The following is a 17,510-nucleotide window of genomic DNA, read 5'->3' on the forward strand; positions in this document are numbered from 1 at the left end:
TCTGTGTGGGGTTTCTTAGCTCCCGGCACCCAGCCTTAAGAAAGCTGACACCACACAGAGGTAAAGGATATGCCTAAGAATCGTCTCTTCATCCTGAAGGAAATCAGCCACAGCGCCACATCAGACCGCGTGCCTTCCTGCACGGAGGTCTGTCATGTCTGATCCGCTGATTCCTACTCAATTTATTCGACACAATATTCATCTGCATGCTCTCCTGGTTGAAAACCAGGCTTGGTTCAGCGCATCCGATTTGGGGCGCTTGATGAGCAAGCACCTTGATGAGCGTATGACCCGCAAGCTTGACCCTGACCAGCGCCGGATGATGCTCGTGCATGTCCACGGCTTGACCGAGGAGCGTCTGATGCTGAGCGAGTCGGGCGTTTATGCATTGCTGGTTTATCACTACTGCCCTGAGTATCGATTGCTGCGGGAGTGGATCACGCATCAGGTGGTGCCTACGCTACGGGATGAGCGCTTCTCGCATAAGGTGGAGCGTCCTACGTTGAGCGTGCTGGATTGGCCGAAGATGTCGCTCTGCATGCTGCACTGGCAGGATGAACCATGGATTCGCTTGCGGGATATGCCGGCGGTGCTGGTGGATGATCCGTTTAGTCAGCATGAATCCTGGTGGCGGAAAGCGTCGCGGGTTTTGCGAGGGTTTTGAGATTCAATCAGAAACCGTCGTCCGCGTTTGGGCGACGGTTTTTTTGTAGGGGATATGGAATGGGGGCCGCTTCAGCCCAGCGGGAGCAAGCTCCCTCGCCACGGGTGGGTGCAGGGCTTGCTCGGCACGTTGGCTTGAAATTACAGGCCGGTCCCAGGTTCACTCATTCGGCCGCCCCTTGCCGTCATTCTTGGCCTTTGCAGCGGCTCGCGCAGTAGCCACGCTACTGAACCGCGCTGCGGACTGGCGTTTCGGGTTGACGCCACGTGCGGGCCCGTTTGAGGCGGGTGCTTGCTGCCCGAACGAGGGCGCGTAAAGGCTGGTGGCCGCCATGGTCAACCCCAAGCGCAACCCGAACTTCCTCAGGATGGATTCGAGTGTGCTGAGGGTCGGGTTACCCTTGTCCTTCTCGATCTGGTAAAGGGCTTTGGTTGACATGTTGCACATGACTGCAAAGGTGTCCTGATCCAGGCCGGTCACCTCAAGCCGTAGCCGGCGAATAGCGGTTCCCAGGGTTTCGGTCCCCATCGCGTGCTTCATGACGATGTCGTCAATGACCGCCCTGCGCCGCTCGCCAGTATTCTCTTTCATCGCAGCCCCCATTCACCCAGGCGCTTGTCCAGGTTGTTCATCGGAATAGACTGGGCGCGCTTCACTTCCTCTGGAACGTCGACCAGCAGGTCCGGCAAAGCTCTGAATGTCTCGGCAGCTCCGAGCAGGCGCTCGAAGAGCACGTCAGGGCTCATTACGTCGTGAAAGTATCCGCAGATCGTTCTCCAGTCCGGACTTCCCATGCGCTCGGGCTTCCATTTGGTGGCTCGAGTAACGCCTTCCGGATCGAGCACCATCGGTGCAAGGTCGTAGATTGGTGCCAGTTCGAACTTGTCCCGATACCGGAAAATGGACGTGTTGCGCCCATGGTTATCCGAGTTCCCGAGGATACGGTTGAGCAGGTCACGGCGCAGGTACTCGAATACCAGCTCCTCAAGCTCTCCCTCCTGTCCATTCGTACGCCACAGGAGCATCAATCGACTAAGCACATCCTCATGGTTCATCTTCGAGCCTGGCTCGGTGTTCCCACATACGGAATAGATGGACTCCACCGGAATCCTCTCCACCACGCCGTTGGCGACTCGCCTATCAAAGCGCGGCATCCACAAGCTAGGCTTAGCGGCTTCCTCGAGTACAAGTCCATCCGTGGATATCGTGTTCAAACCGAGCTGGGAGATCGCTTTGTAGTAGTGATACTCGGCCCGCAGGATGTTCTTGTCACGCTCAGTGGCCTGGTTGCGAGCAAACTTCACCAGCCAATGACGGTGCGCAAGCTCGTCAGGAAGCATCGCATCGGCATAAAGAGCTCCCTCTTCATCCTCAACCATAATCAGTTTCGGGGCTTCTCCCTGAGCGCCCGTTGCACCGCCTAGTGCACCCGACTCATAGGCGTATTCGAGGAAATCATTTGTTCTGTCTACGACTTCTTTACGCGCAAAGGCCTCCTTACGAGTCTGGTCGATATGCTCGAAAGACTCCTTCACCCGCAAGTGCCCAATGGGCGAAGGCGTGCAGCGACTCAGGAGGAAAAAGCCCATGTCCATACCATCAGGCTTTTCTCCGCCGAATCGCCTCTGCAATGATTTACGAGCGGCACCGGCCGGTATGATGTCGTAGACAAATGGGGGATAGCCTTTGCTGTCGACAGGGTTCCAGCTCAGCGGAAGATTTACGCTGATAGCAAATTCGAAAAGCGTTTCCAGCTTGTGGATGAAGTCGACCAAGTAATGTGGGTCGTAAGACACACTACATCGCGATTCATCAAGCTGCTGAACGTTCGACACGTCAAGCGTCGCCGCGTCGCGCCATTGCCCGTCAACGTAAGATTGGATTGTGAGATGCCCTGACATTTTCACCTAAACCGGAACTATGATGCCGACTAGTCTCGCTCAAAAGGCTTATACCAGCAATATAATTCCGACTACTGGAAGATATAGCCCGTAAATCGGCATTAAGATACCGATTACATCTGAACCTGAATTGTGGAATGGGGCTGCTCCGCAGCCCAGCGGGAGCAAGCTCCCTCGCCACGGGTTGGTGTCAGGTCACAGGTTATCGGCAGGCTTGATGGCCGGGGAATTTTGGGCATCGCGAGCAGGCTCGCACAGTTTTTGGTGGTGTGCTGAAACTTTGAGTGCAACCGGCCCTGCCCTTCGCTATTAATACATTTCCCCCTCATGGACCTGAGCCCCGATGAAATTCGACCTCGCCTACTGCCTCAGCCTCGACGACAAGCTGTCGATCTATGACGTGCGCGATTTGAATTTTGACGAGACGGTGGCGTTCGATTCCGCGAAGGAACAGTTTCAGTGCCCCAACGATGCCTGTCGGGCGGCGTTTGATGAGGAGAATCGGCTGACGACGTTCAACGCCAAGAACGTCAATTACATCCGCACGCCACATTTCAAGAATCAACCAACGACCCAGCATATCGAGGGCTGTCCGTATGTCAGTCCGAAAACGCCGGGGTTGGATGCGGAAAGTGTTGAGGCGGAAACGGATGACGACCGCGAGGAGCACTTTCCGTCGGAGCTGTTGCTGACTCGGCGTCAGTACGTGCGCAAGCCTTCCGACCTGCCAAAGGATTCTGAAGCGAATCGCCCCACGCCACCCTCCGCATCGCCCGACCGTGATAACGCTCATTCCGCCCATGATTCGACACCTGACAAGACCAGCGTCTTCGCCCACCCGGTGGAGTGTTTCGTCTCGAACTTCGCGGACAAGGACCTGCTCAAGCGCAAGCTGTTGAAGATTGGCGAGCAAACCGCGCCCTATGGATCGTTCTTCAAAAAGATCGAGTACTTGCAGGACAACAAGGGCTTGATTTACTGGGGCAAGATCAAAGAAATCAAGGATTACACGCAAAGCTTTCGCATCGACTTCGAACCCAAGGTCTGGTTCAAGCAACCGGACGAGGCGAAGAAGAAGCCTTACTCGGTCAACGTTTACCTGAGCAAGAAGCTGATCGATAACTACCGCAAGCGCAAAGCGTTCCTGGCAGAGATCAAGCACGCCATCGACAGCGATGCGCCGTTGTATTGCTTCTTTTATGGCGTCACGCCGGAGTTGAAGCAGGTGCCGAGCAAGAAGAACCCCGAAGAAACGTTCGGGGTGTTCAGTGCCAATATCGGGAACCTGGATCACTTCATTATTCGGGAAGCGCCGGGGTTGGTAGGTAAATAGCAACCCTATCCCAGCGACATTCCGCCCATTACCACCAGCAATAACCCCACATACACCCACGCATGCAACCGATCGGGTATCCGCCCGATCCACGGCGTTGCCAGACGAATCCCCACTAACGCGCCGAGTGTGAGCACAGCGAAAGCCATCAAGTCGACGTAACCGACAAACCACGGCCCCAAATCAAACTCGCTAAACCCGGCCAGGGCCATGTAAGTCAGCGTCCCGGTCACCGCAACCGGCAAACTCAGCGGGTTAGCCATGGACGTGGCGCGCGACATGTTCAGCCCGCAACGGCGTAATAACGGCACCGTCATGACACTGCCACCCACGCCCAGGAAAGTGGCGATGGCACCGATGCTGATCCCGCCTGCCGAGACCTCTGCCCTGCTCAGTCGCTGTGGGATCACAGCGTCAGACTGTGTCAGGAAACCGCGTCTGAACAAGCAGTCCAGAATGGTCACGCCCAGATAAACGATGAACGCGTAGCGAATCACTTCGCTGCTCGCCCACATCGCGGCAACGGCGCCGACGAGTGCCCCCAGGCCGATGAAACCGCCCAACGGCCACACATAATGGCGAATGAGGTTGCCGGCGCGGTGATGCTTCACGGTGGCGATCAGCGCGCTGACGATCATGACGCAGGTCGAAGTGGCCACGGCAATGTGCATCGCCGATTGGCCGATGGGGTCGTCGGCACCGTGGCTGGCGGTCAACATGCGGTACAGCAAGGGCACCACGACGAATCCGCCGCCGAAGCCGAACAGCACGGCGGTGATGCCACTCAGGCAGCCGAAACAGGCGAGCAGTACATAAAACATCAAGGCGAATCCGTGGAATGGAAAGACGTTCACGATAGGGAGGCTAAGCTTGGCCTGCTGTAGCAAACAGGCCAATAATGTTTGCGTTTACGCCAATCCTGGATGCCCTGCCAATGCGCAACAGTTCGATCGATTTATTGGATGCGACACCCAGGGCCGTCGTTGCCATCGGCACCGATTACGCTCACGGGCAAGTATTGCCGTTGCATCGCCATCGCCGCGCGCAGTTGCTCTACGGTGCCACCGGGGTCATGCAGGTGAGCACGGCGGATGGCAATTGGGTGGTGCCGCCGCAACGGGCGGTGTGGATTCCGCCGGGGGTCGATCATGAAGTGCTGATGCTGGGCGTGAGCACCCGCAGCCTGTACATCGAACCGGCCGCGGTACCGGCCATGGACACGCGGTGCCAGGTCATCAGCGTGTCGCCCCTGATGCGCCAGTTGCTGATGGAAGCCGTGGAGCTTGCGCCGGACTACGACGAGGCAGGACGTGATGGTACGTTGATCGATCTGCTGTTGCACGAGTTGCTGCGCAGCGCCCACTTGCCACTGCACCTTCCGCTGCCCAAGGATCCTCGCCTGCTCAGCCTGTGCCAGGCGTTCCTGGAACACCCCGACGCCCACGCCTCGCCCGTGGAATGGGCGGGGCTATTGCATATCAGCCTGCGTTCATTCAATCGCCTGTTCGGCCGGCAGACCGCGCTGAGTTTCAGCCAGTGGCGACAACAGGCTTGCGTGATGTCGGCATTGGCCCGCCTGGCCGATGGGGATTCGGTGACACGCATGGCCCTGGATCTGGGCTATGACAGTCCCGCTGCGTTCTCCACCATGTTCCGTCGGGTATTGGGCCATGCCCCAAGTGTCTGGCTGGAGAAGACCGCCGGTCATTGATCAAAAAAATGAGATTGATCGGGATTCAAAACAACTGTACAAAAACACAGTATTTTTAATCCCACAGCTTTGGAGCATCCCCATGGCCTCTCTCGCAATCAAAACTACCTTGGAACGCATCGCTGTCTATCAATTCACCCCCGCCCACAGTGCACAGGCGCGAGCCATGCTGGGCTGGAGCGTCGAGGAGCTGTCTCGACAATCCGGCGTCTCGGTCCAGGCCATCCGTCGCTTCGAGGCCGGTGGCGAGCTGCTCGATGTAACCCGCCTGGCCCTGGCGTTCCGCCTGGAGGCCGAAGGCTTGGTGTTCTTCCCTGGCTTCGCACCGGGGCGCGGCATGAACATCAAGGGCGCGACGCCAGACCCGATGGGGCGCTCCGATTACGCAATGATCGAATAACACCCACCGCGCAGGCACTTGTCGTACAAAGCCTAGGCGATACCGGCCTGGTCCTGATAGGCCGAGGGTTCCACGTCCAGCCACCAGGCGCGGCCACGTTGCGGCTGCGTCAGGGTGAATGCTTCGCCCATTTGCGGAGTGGTGATGCAAACGTTGCGCTCCCAGGCCAGGGCCAGGATGCGATCGAAGGGCTCATACCAGGCATGCATCGCCAGGTCGAACGTGCCGTTGTGGATTGGTAGCAGCCAACGCCCCTTCAGATCGATATGAGCCTGCAGGGTCTGCTCCGGTTGCATGTGGACATGGGGCCAATCGACGTTATAGGCGCCGGTTTCCATCAGCGTCAGGTCGAAGGGGCCGTATCGTTCGCCGATGCGTTTGAAACCTTCGAAGTAACCAGTGTCGCCGCTGAAGAAAATTCGCGTGGCGCCGTCGATCATGACCCATGAGGCCCACAAGGTGCTGTTGCTGTCGAACAGGCCTCGCCCGGAAAAATGCTGGGAGGGCGTGGCGACGAATTCGATACCGTCCACCTCGGTGCCTTGCCACCAATCAAGTTGGCGCACCTTGCTGGCGTCGACGCCCCACTTGACCAGGGTGTCGCCCACGCCCAGGGGCGTCAGGAAGTGGCGGGTCTTGTCCGCCAGCTTGAGAATGGCCTGATGGTCGAGGTGGTCGTAATGATCGTGGGAAAGAATCACCGCCTCGATCGGCGGCAATTCCTCCAGGCTGATGGGTGGCTGATGGAAACGCTTCGGGCCGGCCCATTGCACGGGTGAGGCGCGCTCGGAAAACACCGGGTCGGTGAGCCAGAATTTGTCCCCCAGCTTGAGCAGCACGGTGGAATGGCCGAGGCGGAAGATGCTGTGGTTCGGCGCGGCCAGCAGTGCGGCGCGCGTCAGCGGCTGAACGTCGATAGCACCTGCAGGGCGGGTGGAACGCGGCTTGTGGAAGATCATATTCCAGATGATGCGCAGGGTTGTGCCAAAGCCTTCACGCGGTGTGAAGGCGTGATTGCGATATTTGCCGTGGTCTTGCCGCGAGGGCTCAGGGGCAGACGGATTGGCGGTCGAAAAAGAAGGATGGGTCATGGTGCGATAACTCCAAGGGCGTCGGCACTTATGTGCTTCGCCGTTGTGGACGCTGGATGGCCTTCGCATGCACGCTCAGCCGCTTCACTCAGAACTACACCACTCGGTGTAGTTTCCAGATTGCATGAATCGCAAGAGCAAGTAAACTGCCGAGTGTAAGTTTTATCTTTCTACCGACGAGTGCCCATGACCGTACCGCAACGCCTTACCGAGCGAAAACGCGAAGCCATTCTCCAGGCCGCGATTGCTGAATTTCGTAGCAGCGGTTTTGAAATCACCAGCATGGACAAGATTGCAGCAACGGCAGGCGTGTCGAAGCGTACGGTGTACAACCACTTCCCGAGCAAAGAAGAACTGTTTGCCGAAATCCTGAATCGGTTATGGAACAGCATCACCGCTGAACAGGACATGCCCTACAGCCCGCAAAAGCCGCTACGGGAACAGCTGCAAGCGTTGCTGCAAGCAAAACTGCATATGCTGGCGGACGAGAACTTCCTCGACCTGGCGCGCATCGCCATCGCCGCAACCATTCATTCCCCTGAGCGAGCCCAGGACATGGTGTCGCGCATGGGCCAGCGTGAAGAAGGCCTGACGGCCTGGATTCGCCAGGCCCAGGCCGATGGCCGCTTGAAACCCGTGGAGCCGGCATTTGCCGCCCAACAAATGCATGGGTTACTCAAGACGTTTGCGTTCTGGCCGCAGGTTTCGATGGGGCAACCGAGCCTGACCGAGCAAGAGCAGACCCAAGTGATCGAATCGGCCCTCGACATGTTCCTGAGTCGTTATCAAGCCTGAGTCTCAACCCCAGCGCAGATTGCGCCCAAGCTCATCGAACAAGGTCACCACCGAGCGCAAGGCTCGGCAATCCGGTCGGGTCAGGAGCCACAATGCAGTGTCGTATCCCTCCAGCGGTTCGCCAAGGGGCACCAGGCCCTTGGTTTCGTCGATCAGAAAGTCCGGCAGCGCCGCAACCCCAAGACCGGCCCGCACCAGCTCGGTGACCGAGAGCATGCTGTTGCAGCGATAGGCGGGCATTACGCCGGGCAAATGCTGGCGGCGCCAGGCTACGGTGGGATGATCCGGAAGGAAATCGTCCGGCGCGATCCAGCACAGGGCAGCCAGGTCATCGGCATTCGCCGAGCGCAGGTACGTGGCGCCAGCACAGACCCGGTAGGCCACGTTGCCCAGGTTGCGACCGACCAGGTGTTCCGGCGGTGTACGAGTCAGCCGCAAAGCGATGTCGGCATCGCGACGGCTCAGGTTGGCGAAGTCGTTCGAGGTGCTCAGCTCAAGGGTCAATGCCGGATAAGCAGGCATGAAACGCGCCAGCGCCGGCAGCAACAATGCTTGCAGGACTGAGTCGCTGCACGTCAGGCGCACCGTCCCGCTGATCACCTCGCCACCCTGCTCCACCCCCACCCGCGCCGCCTCCAGTGCCTGCTCGGCGCGTTCGGCTTGTTCGGCCAACGCCTGGGCCAGGCTCGTGGGTAAATACCCGGAGCGGCTTTTTTCGAACAGGGGCAGGCCCAGGGCCGCCTCCAGCCGACGTACCGAACGAAACACCGTAGACACATCCACTTGTAGCAGCCGAGCGGCCCGGGCCAGCGAGCCGCCACGGACCAGCGCCAGGATCAGCGACAGATCGGGATAGTCCAGTCGATAGTGCGCAGCTGCATTGATCACTTGGATAAACGCCAATATTGATTGCGTGAACGCCAATCTATAGTGGCCACCAGGAATCAACAAGCGGCGAGCCTCCCATGGAAAAACAGCATGCCTTGAACATCGCCCTGATCGGCGATCGTAACCCAACCATCACCGCGCACCGGGCGATCCCCCTCGCACTTGAGCTATCTGGCAAGCAAACCGGCCATGCCATTCGCGGTCACTGGCTGGCAACGTCGCTCATCACCGACACCGCCGTGCTGGAGGATTTCGACGGTGTCTGGTGTGTACCCGGCAGCCCCTATCAGAACGAAGACGGCGCCTTGCACGCCATTCGTTTTGCCCGTGAACAGCGTCGCCCGTTCCTGGGCACCTGCGGTGGCTTCCAGCATGCCGTGCTGGAATATGCTCGTAACGTGATGTGTTGGGCCGACGCCGTGCATGGCGAAACGTCTCCAGAGGCGGAACGGGCGCTGCTGACACCGCTGAGCTGTGCCTTGGTCGAAACCATCGACAGTCTTCAGTTCGATGCGGATTCCTTGGTTGCCAAGGCTTATGGCCGGGAGACCGCGTTCGAGGGCTATCACTGCCGCTTCGGGGTCAATCCACAGTTTGAACAAGACTTGCTGGGCGAACACTTGCACGCCGTGGCCCGGGATTCGGCCGGGGACCTGCGCGCAGTGGAACTGCGCGACCATCCGTTCTTTGTCGCAACGCTGTTCCAGCCTGAACGGGCCGCACTGGAAGGCCGCGTGCCGCCACTGGTCAGCGCGTTTGTCCAAGCCTGCGCGAGGCGAATGTCATGAGCGCTCACTATTACGCAGTGATTTTCACTTCCTTGCGTACCGAGGGAGACCAAGGCTACGCCGAGGCCGCCGAGCGCATGCTGGCCCTGGCCCGGGAGCAGCCCGGATTTCTTGGTATCGAATCGGCCCGTGGCGACGACGGCCTGGGCATTACCGTGTCCTATTGGCGCGACGAGGCGGCGATCCTGGCTTGGAAACAGCATCCCGAACATGCCGCGATACGTGAGCGAGGCCGATCGACCTGGTATGCCCAGTGCCAGACGAGGGTGTGCAAGGTCGAACGGGACTATGCCTTCCAACGCCAAACTTGATGCCAGGCTCGCTCCCGCAAGTTCCATGTCCGGTTCAAGATCGAGGGCTCAGCCCTCCACCAACTGTCGCACCGCCACGATCTCCGGCAGATCGCTGCGGGCCATGTAAACCCGTAGGGGTTCGGTAAGGTTGATCCGATCGTCGATATTCTGCTCCAGCAATAGCTGGATTCGCTCACGCTTGAGGGCCATGGTGCCGTCTGCCACGGGGATCCAGAGAAATTCACTGGTGGGGATGATGCCGTCGTCGGCCACGTCCATGCCGAAGGCGTCTTCGCTGAATCGCACGATGTATTGGCCGGTCTTGCGGTTCAGGCCGACAAAACCCTTGAGCTGGTCGGCGGCCTGGCAAATGAGTGTTGAAGTGATGCGCATGGTAAACCTCATGAATGCGTCCCTAGGGACGTCTGATCGATGGTTTACACGCAGGGCAAGCGAACACAGGTTCAAGGTCTCCCTCTGCCGGGGAAACTGGAGCCAAGGGTACTTCAAAGTGGCTCGAAAGTGCGTGGGATAAATCTGCTTTACGTAGATCAATGTCGGTATGGCGATAGCATCCGCAGCGTTCAATTGTTAAAAGGGAGGTTTCACAGAAACCCACGAAAGGATCTCGAGCATGCCCATCACCGTTTCCCGTAGCGCCCTGATGCTGAGCCTGCTGCTTGGCGTCGGACAAGCACATGCCCTCGAAACGCCAAGCCCCAAGGCGCTGGCAACCCAACTGGGTATTCCCCATCCAGCGGTCATCGCCCATCGCGGCGCCTCGTTCGACGCACCGGAATCCACCGCCCCCGCCTACAAGCTGGCCCGCGACCTGGGTGCCGACTACTTGGAACTGGACCTGCAGCGCAGTAAAGATGGGGTGCTGTTCGTCCTCCATGACGACAGCCTGCTGCGCACCACCGATGTCGCGACCAAGTTTCCCGATCGCAAGGACCGCACCGCCAATGAATTCACCATGGCGGAACTCAAAACCCTCGATGCCGGCAGCTGGTTCAATGCCGCCTATCCAGAGCGTGCTCGGCCGTCATTCGCGGGCCAGAAAATCCTGACGCTGGATGAAGTCATCGACATCGCCGAGGGCAACCCCAAGCAAAAACCAGGGCTGTACATCGAGACCAAGGAGCCAAAGCTGTTTCCAGGCATCGAGCGTGATCTGAAGGACAAGCTGCAGGACCGGGGCTGGCTGAGCCCATCCGGCTCCAAGCTGGCCAAGCGCGCCCTCGGTGTAGGCCAGGGCAAAGGCAAGGTGGTCTTGCAGACCTTCGAGAAGAGCAGCCTGGAACTGCTGCACAAAGAGATGCCGAAGGTGCCGAAAATCCTGCTGCTATGGGTGGGCGAAGGCAACATCGAGCCCAGGTCCAAAGTGACGTTCGCCGAGTCCGGCGAAACCGACAAGGCTGCGTACTACGCCAAGCAGGAGCCCAAGGACAAGGCCGAGTTCGAGCAATGGGTCCGGTACGCCAAGGCCCACGGAGCCATCGGCACCGGTCCTTCGGCGGCGTTGACCCACGGCGGCAGCCAGAGTTATTCGGACCTGGTGAAACCGTGGATGAACCAGTACACCCATGATCAGGGTTTGCTGATACATGTCTACACTGTGGATGAGCCGGTGGATTTCACAAAAGTGTTGGATGCCGGCGTGGATGGTATTTTCACCAATCGGGCCAGTGAGTTGCTCAAGTACTTCAAGCGTCCCGTAACAGGCAGTGTGGCGCAACTATTGGAGAAGCACGGTTACTGAAGCATCAGGACCTGATCAGGGCATTCTCTGCATGTTTTCCGAATTAAGGGTGAATTAAGTTGCCAGAGATAATCTGAACCCACTTAAACGACTCACCCTTTAACGACACCAAGGAAAGACCTATGAAAACTTTGACTGCCCTGTTCACCGCTGCCGCTTTGACCCTCACCGCTGGCCTTGCCCAGGCGGACGACGATGTTCCTGGTGGGGAAATTCCTGCACTGGTGGCAAACAAAACGATCATGCCGCTTGATCAGTTGGAAAAAATAGCCAAAGACTTGCACAAAGAAGCTCGCATTACCGACACTGACTTGGAGAAGCGTCTCAACGGTGCTTACGAATACAAAGTCGAACTGGAACTCGGCCGCGATGAGTGGGACGTAGTTTTAGATGCAAGCAATGGCAAGGTTCTGAGCGACCGTCGAGACTAATAACCGTCCAGACTAATAGTTGTTGGCTAAAAAACCGTGCAACTTTCTAAGTTGCACGGTTTTTATTGGCTCTTACGAAACCACCCGAAAGAAAATCCGACCATCCACGCCCAACCCAACCGTCACAAAACCTTCAAGAATCCCTGCAATGATGCCGCTCAAGTGAACCTGTCATCGCCGCGACAGGCGCTCCCGCCAGCGAGCCCCCATGAACCACAGCCTCGACCAAAGCCATCGCGACCCGGACCTGTTTGGCCTGCTCTACGGGTTTCGCTTTCGCCCCGGTGAGCGCGGCAGGGAAATCGGTTCGGCCCAGGCCCTGCAAAGCCTGGAACAACCCCAGGAGGCCGATGAATTCCTCTGGTTGCACTTGAACCTCGCCCATGCGGCTTGCGAACGCTGGATGAAAAATCACCTGGCCTTGCCCGAGGAATTCTTCGAAGCCCTGCACGAAGGCTCGCGCTCGACCCGCATCGAGCATGTGGACTCGGCTTTGCTCGCCGTGGTGAACGATGTTGTATTCAACCTCAGCAACCTGGTGTCTTCGGACGTATCCACGTTGTGGGTTTGCGTGAGCAGTCGGCTGATCGTCAGCGCGCGGTTGCAGCCTCTGCACTCGGTCGACAAGCTGCGCTCATCGGTCAAGGCCGGGGAAAGCTTTCGCTCACCGCTGGAGTTACTTGTGCATCTGCTGCGCGACCAGGGCGAAGTGCTGACCCAGATCGTGCGCAAGACCAGCATCAGCGTGGATCAGATCGAAGATCAGCTGCTGTCTTCGCGGGTCTCGACCAATCGCGCCGAACTGGGCAGCCAGCGCCGCGTACTGGTGCGCCTGCAACGCCTGCTGGCCCTGGAGCCCGGGTCGCTGCTGCGCCTGCTCAATCGACCACCGCAATGGTTGCAGAAAGAAGACGTCAAGGAACTGCGCAAATCCACCGAGGAATTCGCGCTGATCATCAACGACCTCACCGCGTTGGGCGAACGGATCAAGCTGTTGCAGGAAGAAATCGCCGCCAACCTCAACGAGCAAACCAACCGATCATTGTTCACCTTGACGGTGGTCACGGTACTCGCGCTGCCCATCAACATCATCGCTGGTTTCTTCGGCATGAACGTTGGCGGCGTGCCGCTGGAGGGCGACCCCCACGGCTTCTGGATTCTCGTCGCACTGGTCGCCACGTTCACCCTGTTCGCCGGCCGCTGGGCGTTTCGCAAGCGGCGCGATTATTGAATCCAATCCGCTATTTCGTGGCGAGGGAGCTTGCTCCCTCGCCACGGGTGTTCATTCCAACAGCTGATCAGGCACTCAACCGCGCCGTCACTTCATTCAACTGCCCCGACAACCCGTGCAAATCGCGACTGGCCGCCTCGGTACGCTGCACATTGTCCAGGTTGGTGCTGGCGATGCAGGTAATCTCCGTCAGGTTGCGCGAGATATCCTCGGCCACCGAAGTCTGTTCTTCAGCCGCCGTGGCAATCTGGCGGTTCATGTCGCGAATCGCCTCGACAGCCTGGGTGATGCGCTCAAGCATCTCGCCGGCCTGGGTCACCTGCTCGACGCTTTCTTCGCTGCGCGACTGCCCGCTTTCAATGGCCTGGGCCGCGTCCACCGCACCGGTTTGAACAGTCTGGATGATCTGGTTGATCTCGATGATCGACGACGCCGTACGCTGGGCCAGGCTGCGCACTTCATCGGCCACCACCGCAAAACCCCGCCCGGCCTCACCGGCCCGGGCCGCTTCAATCGCGGCGTTGAGCGCCAGCAGGTTGGTCTGTTCGGCGATCCCGCGAATCACTTCCAGCACTTTGCCGATGCGCCCGCTGTCGGTTTCCAGGCGACGAATCACCGTGGCGGTGTTGGCGATTTCGCCGCGCATCTGGGTAATGGTGTGGATGGTGCCTTGCATGACTTTCTCGCCCAGCTGCGCCGAGTGATCGGCATCATCGGCGGCCCGCGCCGCGTCGGCGGCATGGCGGGCGACCTCCTGGGCGGTGGCGGACATTTCATTCATCGCGGTCGCCACCTGGTCAGTGCGTTCGAATTGTTCGCTGGTGCCCTGGCTCATCAGACTGGCAATGGCGTTGAGTTCGCCGCTTGCGCTGTCCAGCTCCGTGGCGCTGCGTTGCAGGCGGGTAAAGGTTTCAGCGAGGAAATCACGCAGCGTATTTGCCGCCAGGGCCAGGTCGCCCAATTCGTCTTGACGGGTGCTCGTTACGCGCTCGGCAAAACGGCCACGGCTCAGTTGAGTCACGTATTCGATCAAGTTACGGATTGGCTGCACCAGGTTGCGGTTGACCAACCACAGACTCAGCAAGCCGACCAGCAACCCCGACACCAGCATGATCACCGTGCCCAGCAGGATCGTGCGATTAGCTCCGGTACTGATCAACGCCGATTGTTCATCGCCCAGTTTATGCAGCTCTATCACCAATTCGCTCATCTGCTCACTGGCGGCACGGTCCACACCCTTGACCGCCGCATCCCCCGCCGCGGCGTCTGCGCCAGAGGCGACAAACGCATCACGGCCCTTTTGATAGGCTGCGCCCAGTTGCGCGTGCTCACCGCGCAGACGTTCGATGCGTGTCCTGATCGACGCCGGAACACCTTCATGCCTGGTCAACTCACCCAGCAGATTCTGAACGTCGCGCTGGCGTTCCTCGAACTGCTTCCAGTATTTATCCATGTCCGCCGGCTGCTTGCCACGCAGCAGGACGTTCTTCCATTCCTGGACCTGGACCTTGAATTGCAGATTGGCCTCATCGATCAGTTGCGAGGCGCGCAACGGACCATCGATCAGGTTGCGATAGTTATGAATGCCATCGGACAGGAAGTGAAAGGACGCCAGCGCGATCAGCAGCATTGCCAGCAGACTGCCGCTCAGCAGGGCCAGAATCTGCGCTCTCAGGGATTTTTGTAGAAACATGGAGTCGATCTCTTCGAATAAAGGACCTCCATGTCCAGGGTCCACTCTCGCGACTGAATGTGGAGGATATGTACACGGCATCGGCCCGCAACTCGCGTTCTTGAGCCGTGGCGACAACCGGTAGCGACAGCGGTTCGCGGATTGGACATGACTTGTCCAGACAAGCCCATCGGTCGCTCCGCCAGGATTTAAAAGTCTTTTTGTCATTTCTCCTGGGGTATCCTGCCCAGGCTTTTTAAAAGCGCGGACCTACCCGATCGATCAACAGACTTTGCGAGGAGCGCGATATGCACGAGATCCCTAATCTCCCCTTCCCAAGCCTGCACGAACCTGAGCAGACAACCCCGCGGCAAGCCGGTGGGCAACCCGACGCCCAGCCACCCGAGCAGCAGCAAGCCACTGAACGCCGCCCGGCCGACAGCGAAGACTGATTCACCCGCACCACCAGACTGTGTGGAAAGCGCTAAGATGCGCTTTCCACACCGCCTGAATCCGAGCCCCACGCCATGACCGACGACAACTCCTCCTTCAGCCCGGCCCAGGCCAGCGTGCTGATCGGCACCGCCGAGAAAATGGTCGAGATCTGGACCCGCCTCTCTCCCGAAAAACAAGCCACCCTGCTGGCTCGGTTCGGCACCCAAGAGAATGCCCTGGCCGCGCTGGTCACCACGCACCTGGTCGCTGGCAAGAGCACAACTGAACCGCCGTCCGGCAAATAGTTTTACTTTTCCACGCTCCACCCCCGGCGGTCACCGTTATCATAAGCAGCCTATCTATCCTGCTGCCCCGTGGACCTTTTCCCCATGCCAGATCTCCAGCGCCCCATGGCGGTCACGCTGCAAGTCGTTTCCATTGTCCTGTTTACCTTCATCGGCTATCTGAACATCGGCATTCCCTTGGCCGTCCTGCCCGGGTTCGTCCATGGCGAGCTGGGATTCGGCGCAGTGATCGCCGGACTGGTGATCAGCGTCCAGTACTTGGCCACTCTGCTCAGCCGTCCATATGCGGGACGCATCATCGACAACCTTGGCAGCAAGCGCGCGGTCATGTTCGGCCTGGCCGGGTGTGGTTTGAGCGGCGTGTTCATGCTGGTTTCCGCCTGGACCGCGAGCATGCCGGTCCTGAGCCTGACCAGCCTGTTGATCGGTCGTCTGGTGCTGGGCAGTGCGGAAAGCCTGGTGGGCTCGGGATCGATTGGCTGGGGCATCGGCCGGGTCGGTGCGGCGAACACCGCCAAGGTCATCTCGTGGAACGGCATCGCCAGTTACGGCGCCCTGGCGATTGGTGCGCCGTTGGGGGTATGGCTGGTGAAATCCCTGGGATTGTGGAGCATGGGCGTCAGCATCGTCCTGCTGGCCGTGCTAGGGCTGGCGTTGGCCTGGCCGAAAACCGCCGCGCCCATCGTCATCGGCGAGCGCCTGCCGTTCCTGCATGTGCTGGGGCGCGTGCTGCCCCACGGCTGCGGGCTCGCCCTGGGCTCCATCGGTTTTGGCACCATTGCCACCTTCATTACGTTGTATTACGCCACGCAGCATTGGGATAACGCCGTGCTGTGCCTGAGCCTGTTCGGTGCCTGCTTCATCGGTGCGCGCTTGCTGTTCGGCAATCTGATCAACCGTCTCGGAGGGTTCAGGGTGGCGATTGCCTGCTTGTCGGTGGAAACCCTGGGCCTGCTGCTGTTATGGCTGGCGCCTGATGCGCAATGGGCCTTGGCGGGCGCGGCGTTGAGTGGTTTCGGCTTCTCGCTGGTGTTCCCGGCTTTGGGTGTGGAAGCGGTCAACCTGGTGCCGGCTTCCAGCCGCGGGGCAGCGGTGGGGGCTTATTCGCTGTTCATCGATTTATCGCTGGGCATCACCGGCCCACTGGCCGGGGCGATAGCCGCCGGTTTCGGCTTTGCCTCGATTTTCCTGTTCGCGGCACTGGCGGCCCTGGGTGGGCTGGCGCTGAGCGTCTACCTCTACCGGCAGGCCCCTCGCTACCGTGAAGAGCGGGAGAAAAATTAGAAATCCACCTTGCCGCGCCCGGCCTTGATCGAGCCGCGCTTGGTCTTGGATTCAAGGCGACGCTTTTTCGAGCCCAGGGTCGGTTTGGTCGGGCGGCGCTTCTTTTCCACCTTGGTGGCGCTGAGGATCAGTTCGACCAGGCGCTCCAATGCGTCCGCCCGGTTCTGTTCCTGCGTGCGGTATTGCTGGGCCTTGATGATCAACACACCGTCGCTGGTGATGCGACTGTCACGCAGGGCGAGCAGCCGTTCCTTGTAGAACTCGGGCAACGACGAGGCCGGGATGTCGAAGCGCAAGTGCACGGCGCTGGACACCTTGTTGACGTTCTGCCCCCCGGCGCCCTGGGCGCGAATGGCCGACAGCTCGATCTCGGCGTCCGGGATGTGCACGGTGTTGGAAATGACCAGCATGGAAAGTGTCCGGTGTCAGGTTCCACAGGATACCGCGATCCCCCAGACAACACCTCCCGGGGATTTGTGTCTTGCCTGAAACGACAAACCCGGCACTTGGCCGGGTTTGTTGTATT

21 protein-coding genes are annotated in these 17,510 nt (G+C 59.4%); 13 read left to right on the forward strand and 8 right to left on the reverse strand.

Translation table 11 applies throughout. The features are described from left to right. Positions 1-154: 154 nt before the first annotated feature. A complete protein-coding gene (locus tag JZ00_RS15380) occupies positions 155-664 on the forward strand; it encodes a BRO-N domain-containing protein (protein ID WP_039591816.1) in 510 nt (169 codons plus the stop codon). Between the two features lie 159 nt (positions 665-823). On the opposite strand, the gene JZ00_RS15385 is transcribed toward JZ00_RS15380, so the two are convergent. Together JZ00_RS15385 and JZ00_RS15390 are read right to left on the reverse strand one after the other, a co-directional pair. Next, positions 824-1,255, reverse strand: coding sequence for a helix-turn-helix domain-containing protein (locus JZ00_RS15385; protein ID WP_235433093.1), 432 nt, complete (start codon positions 1,253-1,255; stop codon positions 824-826). Then, entirely contained in the window at positions 1,252-2,565 is a 1,314-nt protein-coding gene (locus JZ00_RS15390) for a type II toxin-antitoxin system HipA family toxin (protein WP_039591814.1), read from the reverse strand. The genes JZ00_RS15385 and JZ00_RS15390 overlap by 4 nt, the downstream gene beginning before the upstream one ends. 343 nt (positions 2,566-2,908) lie before the next feature. On the opposite strand from JZ00_RS15390, the gene JZ00_RS15395 reads away from it, so the two are divergent. Next, a complete protein-coding gene (locus tag JZ00_RS15395) occupies positions 2,909-3,898 on the forward strand; it encodes a hypothetical protein (protein ID WP_039591813.1) in 990 nt (329 codons plus the stop codon). Between the two features lie 5 nt (positions 3,899-3,903). Here the strand turns inward: JZ00_RS15395 and JZ00_RS15400 are convergent, their stop codons facing one another. After that, entirely contained in the window at positions 3,904-4,719 is an 816-nt protein-coding gene (locus JZ00_RS15400; protein WP_039591812.1) for a sulfite exporter TauE/SafE family protein, read from the reverse strand. 113 nt (positions 4,720-4,832) lie between these two features. On the opposite strand from JZ00_RS15400, the gene JZ00_RS15405 reads away from it, so the two are divergent. Both JZ00_RS15405 and JZ00_RS15410 read left to right on the forward strand, forming a co-directional pair. Then, a complete protein-coding gene (locus JZ00_RS15405) occupies positions 4,833-5,609 on the forward strand; it encodes an AraC family transcriptional regulator (protein WP_039591811.1) in 777 nt (258 codons plus the stop codon). 82 nt (positions 5,610-5,691) lie between these two features. After that, the gene (locus JZ00_RS15410) at positions 5,692-6,009 is read left to right on the forward strand and encodes a helix-turn-helix domain-containing protein (protein WP_003204826.1); all 318 of its coding nucleotides are present in this window, start codon (positions 5,692-5,694) and stop codon (positions 6,007-6,009) included. A gap of 32 nt (positions 6,010-6,041) precedes the next feature. Here the strand turns inward: JZ00_RS15410 and JZ00_RS15415 are convergent, their stop codons facing one another. After that, on the reverse strand, positions 6,042-7,100 hold the full coding sequence (locus tag JZ00_RS15415; protein ID WP_039591810.1) for an MBL fold metallo-hydrolase: 1,059 nt from the start codon (positions 7,098-7,100) through the stop codon (positions 6,042-6,044). A 186-nt stretch (positions 7,101-7,286) separates the two neighbouring features. On the opposite strand from JZ00_RS15415, the gene JZ00_RS15420 reads away from it, so the two are divergent. Then, the gene (locus JZ00_RS15420; RefSeq protein WP_039591809.1) at positions 7,287-7,895 is read left to right on the forward strand and encodes a TetR/AcrR family transcriptional regulator; all 609 of its coding nucleotides are present in this window, start codon (positions 7,287-7,289) and stop codon (positions 7,893-7,895) included. Between the two features lie 3 nt (positions 7,896-7,898). Here the strand turns inward: JZ00_RS15420 and JZ00_RS15425 are convergent, their stop codons facing one another. Beyond that, positions 7,899-8,846 (reverse strand): LysR family transcriptional regulator, encoded by a 948-nt coding sequence (locus JZ00_RS15425; RefSeq protein ID WP_039591808.1) that lies wholly within the window; start codon positions 8,844-8,846, stop codon positions 7,899-7,901. Positions 8,847-8,860: 14 nt separating this feature from the next. On the opposite strand from JZ00_RS15425, the gene JZ00_RS15430 reads away from it, so the two are divergent. Together JZ00_RS15430 and JZ00_RS15435 are read left to right on the forward strand one after the other, a co-directional pair. Next, positions 8,861-9,571, forward strand: a complete 711-nt coding sequence (locus JZ00_RS15430; RefSeq protein WP_039591807.1) for a CTP synthase C-terminal region-related (seleno)protein — start codon at positions 8,861-8,863, stop codon at positions 9,569-9,571. After that, positions 9,568-9,882, forward strand: coding sequence for an antibiotic biosynthesis monooxygenase family protein (locus JZ00_RS15435; RefSeq protein WP_039591806.1), 315 nt, complete (start codon positions 9,568-9,570; stop codon positions 9,880-9,882). The genes JZ00_RS15430 and JZ00_RS15435 overlap by 4 nt, the downstream gene beginning before the upstream one ends. Positions 9,883-9,930: 48 nt before the next feature. Here the strand turns inward: JZ00_RS15435 and JZ00_RS15440 are convergent, their stop codons facing one another. Continuing rightward, positions 9,931-10,257 (reverse strand): DUF2025 family protein, encoded by a 327-nt coding sequence (locus JZ00_RS15440; RefSeq protein ID WP_039591805.1) that lies wholly within the window; start codon positions 10,255-10,257, stop codon positions 9,931-9,933. A gap of 241 nt (positions 10,258-10,498) precedes the next feature. On the opposite strand from JZ00_RS15440, the gene JZ00_RS15445 reads away from it, so the two are divergent. From JZ00_RS15445 to JZ00_RS15455, 3 genes are all read left to right on the forward strand, one after another. Continuing rightward, on the forward strand, positions 10,499-11,626 hold the full coding sequence (locus JZ00_RS15445) for a glycerophosphodiester phosphodiesterase (protein WP_039591804.1): 1,128 nt from the start codon (positions 10,499-10,501) through the stop codon (positions 11,624-11,626). 122 nt (positions 11,627-11,748) lie between these two features. Then, positions 11,749-12,057, forward strand: coding sequence for a PepSY domain-containing protein (locus tag JZ00_RS15450; protein WP_039591803.1), 309 nt, complete (start codon positions 11,749-11,751; stop codon positions 12,055-12,057). Between the two features lie 208 nt (positions 12,058-12,265). Then, complete coding sequence (locus JZ00_RS15455; RefSeq protein WP_039591802.1) at positions 12,266-13,288, forward strand: transporter; 1,023 nt, start codon at positions 12,266-12,268, stop codon at positions 13,286-13,288. Between the two features lie 67 nt (positions 13,289-13,355). Here the strand turns inward: JZ00_RS15455 and JZ00_RS15460 are convergent, their stop codons facing one another. After that, positions 13,356-14,981 carry a methyl-accepting chemotaxis protein gene (locus tag JZ00_RS15460; RefSeq protein ID WP_039591801.1) on the reverse strand — a complete coding sequence of 542 codons (1,626 nt, stop codon included), beginning with the start codon at positions 14,979-14,981 and terminating at the stop codon, positions 13,356-13,358. Positions 14,982-15,268: 287 nt separating this feature from the next. Here JZ00_RS15460 and JZ00_RS31245 point away from each other — a divergent pair, with 287 nt between their 5' ends. The 3 genes from JZ00_RS31245 (at position 15,269) to JZ00_RS15470 (ending at position 16,984) form a co-directional block, all read left to right on the forward strand. Further along, the gene (locus JZ00_RS31245) at positions 15,269-15,412 is read left to right on the forward strand and encodes a hypothetical protein (RefSeq protein WP_196304793.1); all 144 of its coding nucleotides are present in this window, start codon (positions 15,269-15,271) and stop codon (positions 15,410-15,412) included. Positions 15,413-15,487: 75 nt separating this feature from the next. Continuing rightward, positions 15,488-15,700: a hypothetical protein gene (locus JZ00_RS15465; RefSeq protein WP_039591800.1), complete on the forward strand. Its 213-nt coding sequence runs from the start codon at positions 15,488-15,490 to the stop codon at positions 15,698-15,700. A gap of 84 nt (positions 15,701-15,784) precedes the next feature. Further along, positions 15,785-16,984 carry an MFS transporter gene (locus tag JZ00_RS15470; RefSeq protein WP_039591799.1) on the forward strand — a complete coding sequence of 400 codons (1,200 nt, stop codon included), beginning with the start codon at positions 15,785-15,787 and terminating at the stop codon, positions 16,982-16,984. Here JZ00_RS15470 and arfB read toward each other — a convergent pair. After that, complete coding sequence (gene arfB, locus JZ00_RS15475) at positions 16,981-17,394, reverse strand: alternative ribosome rescue aminoacyl-tRNA hydrolase ArfB (RefSeq protein WP_039591798.1); 414 nt, start codon at positions 17,392-17,394, stop codon at positions 16,981-16,983. The two genes, JZ00_RS15470 and arfB, sit on opposite strands and share 4 nt — an antisense overlap. Positions 17,395-17,510: the final 116 nt, after the last annotated feature.

The organism is Pseudomonas frederiksbergensis (assembly GCF_000802155.2).
Lineage (GTDB): Bacteria > Pseudomonadota > Gammaproteobacteria > Pseudomonadales > Pseudomonadaceae > Aquipseudomonas > Aquipseudomonas frederiksbergensis_A.

What these genes read in the sequence shown, in the direction of transcription:
- JZ00_RS15415 (WP_039591810.1), bottom strand. Translation starts at nt 7,100, where the DNA reads ATGACCCATCCTTCTTTTTCGACCGCCAATCCGTCTGCCCCTGAGCCC.
- JZ00_RS15445 (WP_039591804.1), top strand. Translation starts at nt 10,499, where the DNA reads ATGCCCATCACCGTTTCCCGTAGCGCCCTGATGCTGAGCCTGCTGCTT.
- JZ00_RS15420 (WP_039591809.1), top strand. Translation starts at nt 7,287, where the DNA reads ATGACCGTACCGCAACGCCTTACCGAGCGAAAACGCGAAGCCATTCTC.
- JZ00_RS15410 (WP_003204826.1), top strand. Translation starts at nt 5,692, where the DNA reads ATGGCCTCTCTCGCAATCAAAACTACCTTGGAACGCATCGCTGTCTAT.
- JZ00_RS15430 (WP_039591807.1), top strand. Translation starts at nt 8,861, where the DNA reads ATGGAAAAACAGCATGCCTTGAACATCGCCCTGATCGGCGATCGTAAC.
- JZ00_RS15400 (WP_039591812.1), bottom strand. Translation starts at nt 4,719, where the DNA reads ATGTTTTATGTACTGCTCGCCTGTTTCGGCTGCCTGAGTGGCATCACC.
- JZ00_RS15455 (WP_039591802.1), top strand. Translation starts at nt 12,266, where the DNA reads ATGAACCACAGCCTCGACCAAAGCCATCGCGACCCGGACCTGTTTGGC.
- JZ00_RS15465 (WP_039591800.1), top strand. Translation starts at nt 15,488, where the DNA reads ATGACCGACGACAACTCCTCCTTCAGCCCGGCCCAGGCCAGCGTGCTG.
- JZ00_RS15385 (WP_235433093.1), bottom strand. Translation starts at nt 1,255, where the DNA reads ATGAAAGAGAATACTGGCGAGCGGCGCAGGGCGGTCATTGACGACATC.
- JZ00_RS15460 (WP_039591801.1), bottom strand. Translation starts at nt 14,981, where the DNA reads ATGTTTCTACAAAAATCCCTGAGAGCGCAGATTCTGGCCCTGCTGAGC.
- JZ00_RS15440 (WP_039591805.1), bottom strand. Translation starts at nt 10,257, where the DNA reads ATGCGCATCACTTCAACACTCATTTGCCAGGCCGCCGACCAGCTCAAG.
- arfB (WP_039591798.1), bottom strand. Translation starts at nt 17,394, where the DNA reads ATGCTGGTCATTTCCAACACCGTGCACATCCCGGACGCCGAGATCGAG.
- JZ00_RS15435 (WP_039591806.1), top strand. Translation starts at nt 9,568, where the DNA reads ATGAGCGCTCACTATTACGCAGTGATTTTCACTTCCTTGCGTACCGAG.
- JZ00_RS15470 (WP_039591799.1), top strand. Translation starts at nt 15,785, where the DNA reads ATGCCAGATCTCCAGCGCCCCATGGCGGTCACGCTGCAAGTCGTTTCC.
- JZ00_RS31245 (WP_196304793.1), top strand. Translation starts at nt 15,269, where the DNA reads ATGCACGAGATCCCTAATCTCCCCTTCCCAAGCCTGCACGAACCTGAG.
- JZ00_RS15390 (WP_039591814.1), bottom strand. Translation starts at nt 2,565, where the DNA reads ATGTCAGGGCATCTCACAATCCAATCTTACGTTGACGGGCAATGGCGC.
- JZ00_RS15450 (WP_039591803.1), top strand. Translation starts at nt 11,749, where the DNA reads ATGAAAACTTTGACTGCCCTGTTCACCGCTGCCGCTTTGACCCTCACC.
- JZ00_RS15380 (WP_039591816.1), top strand. Translation starts at nt 155, where the DNA reads ATGTCTGATCCGCTGATTCCTACTCAATTTATTCGACACAATATTCAT.
- JZ00_RS15405 (WP_039591811.1), top strand. Translation starts at nt 4,833, where the DNA reads ATGCGCAACAGTTCGATCGATTTATTGGATGCGACACCCAGGGCCGTC.
- JZ00_RS15395 (WP_039591813.1), top strand. Translation starts at nt 2,909, where the DNA reads ATGAAATTCGACCTCGCCTACTGCCTCAGCCTCGACGACAAGCTGTCG.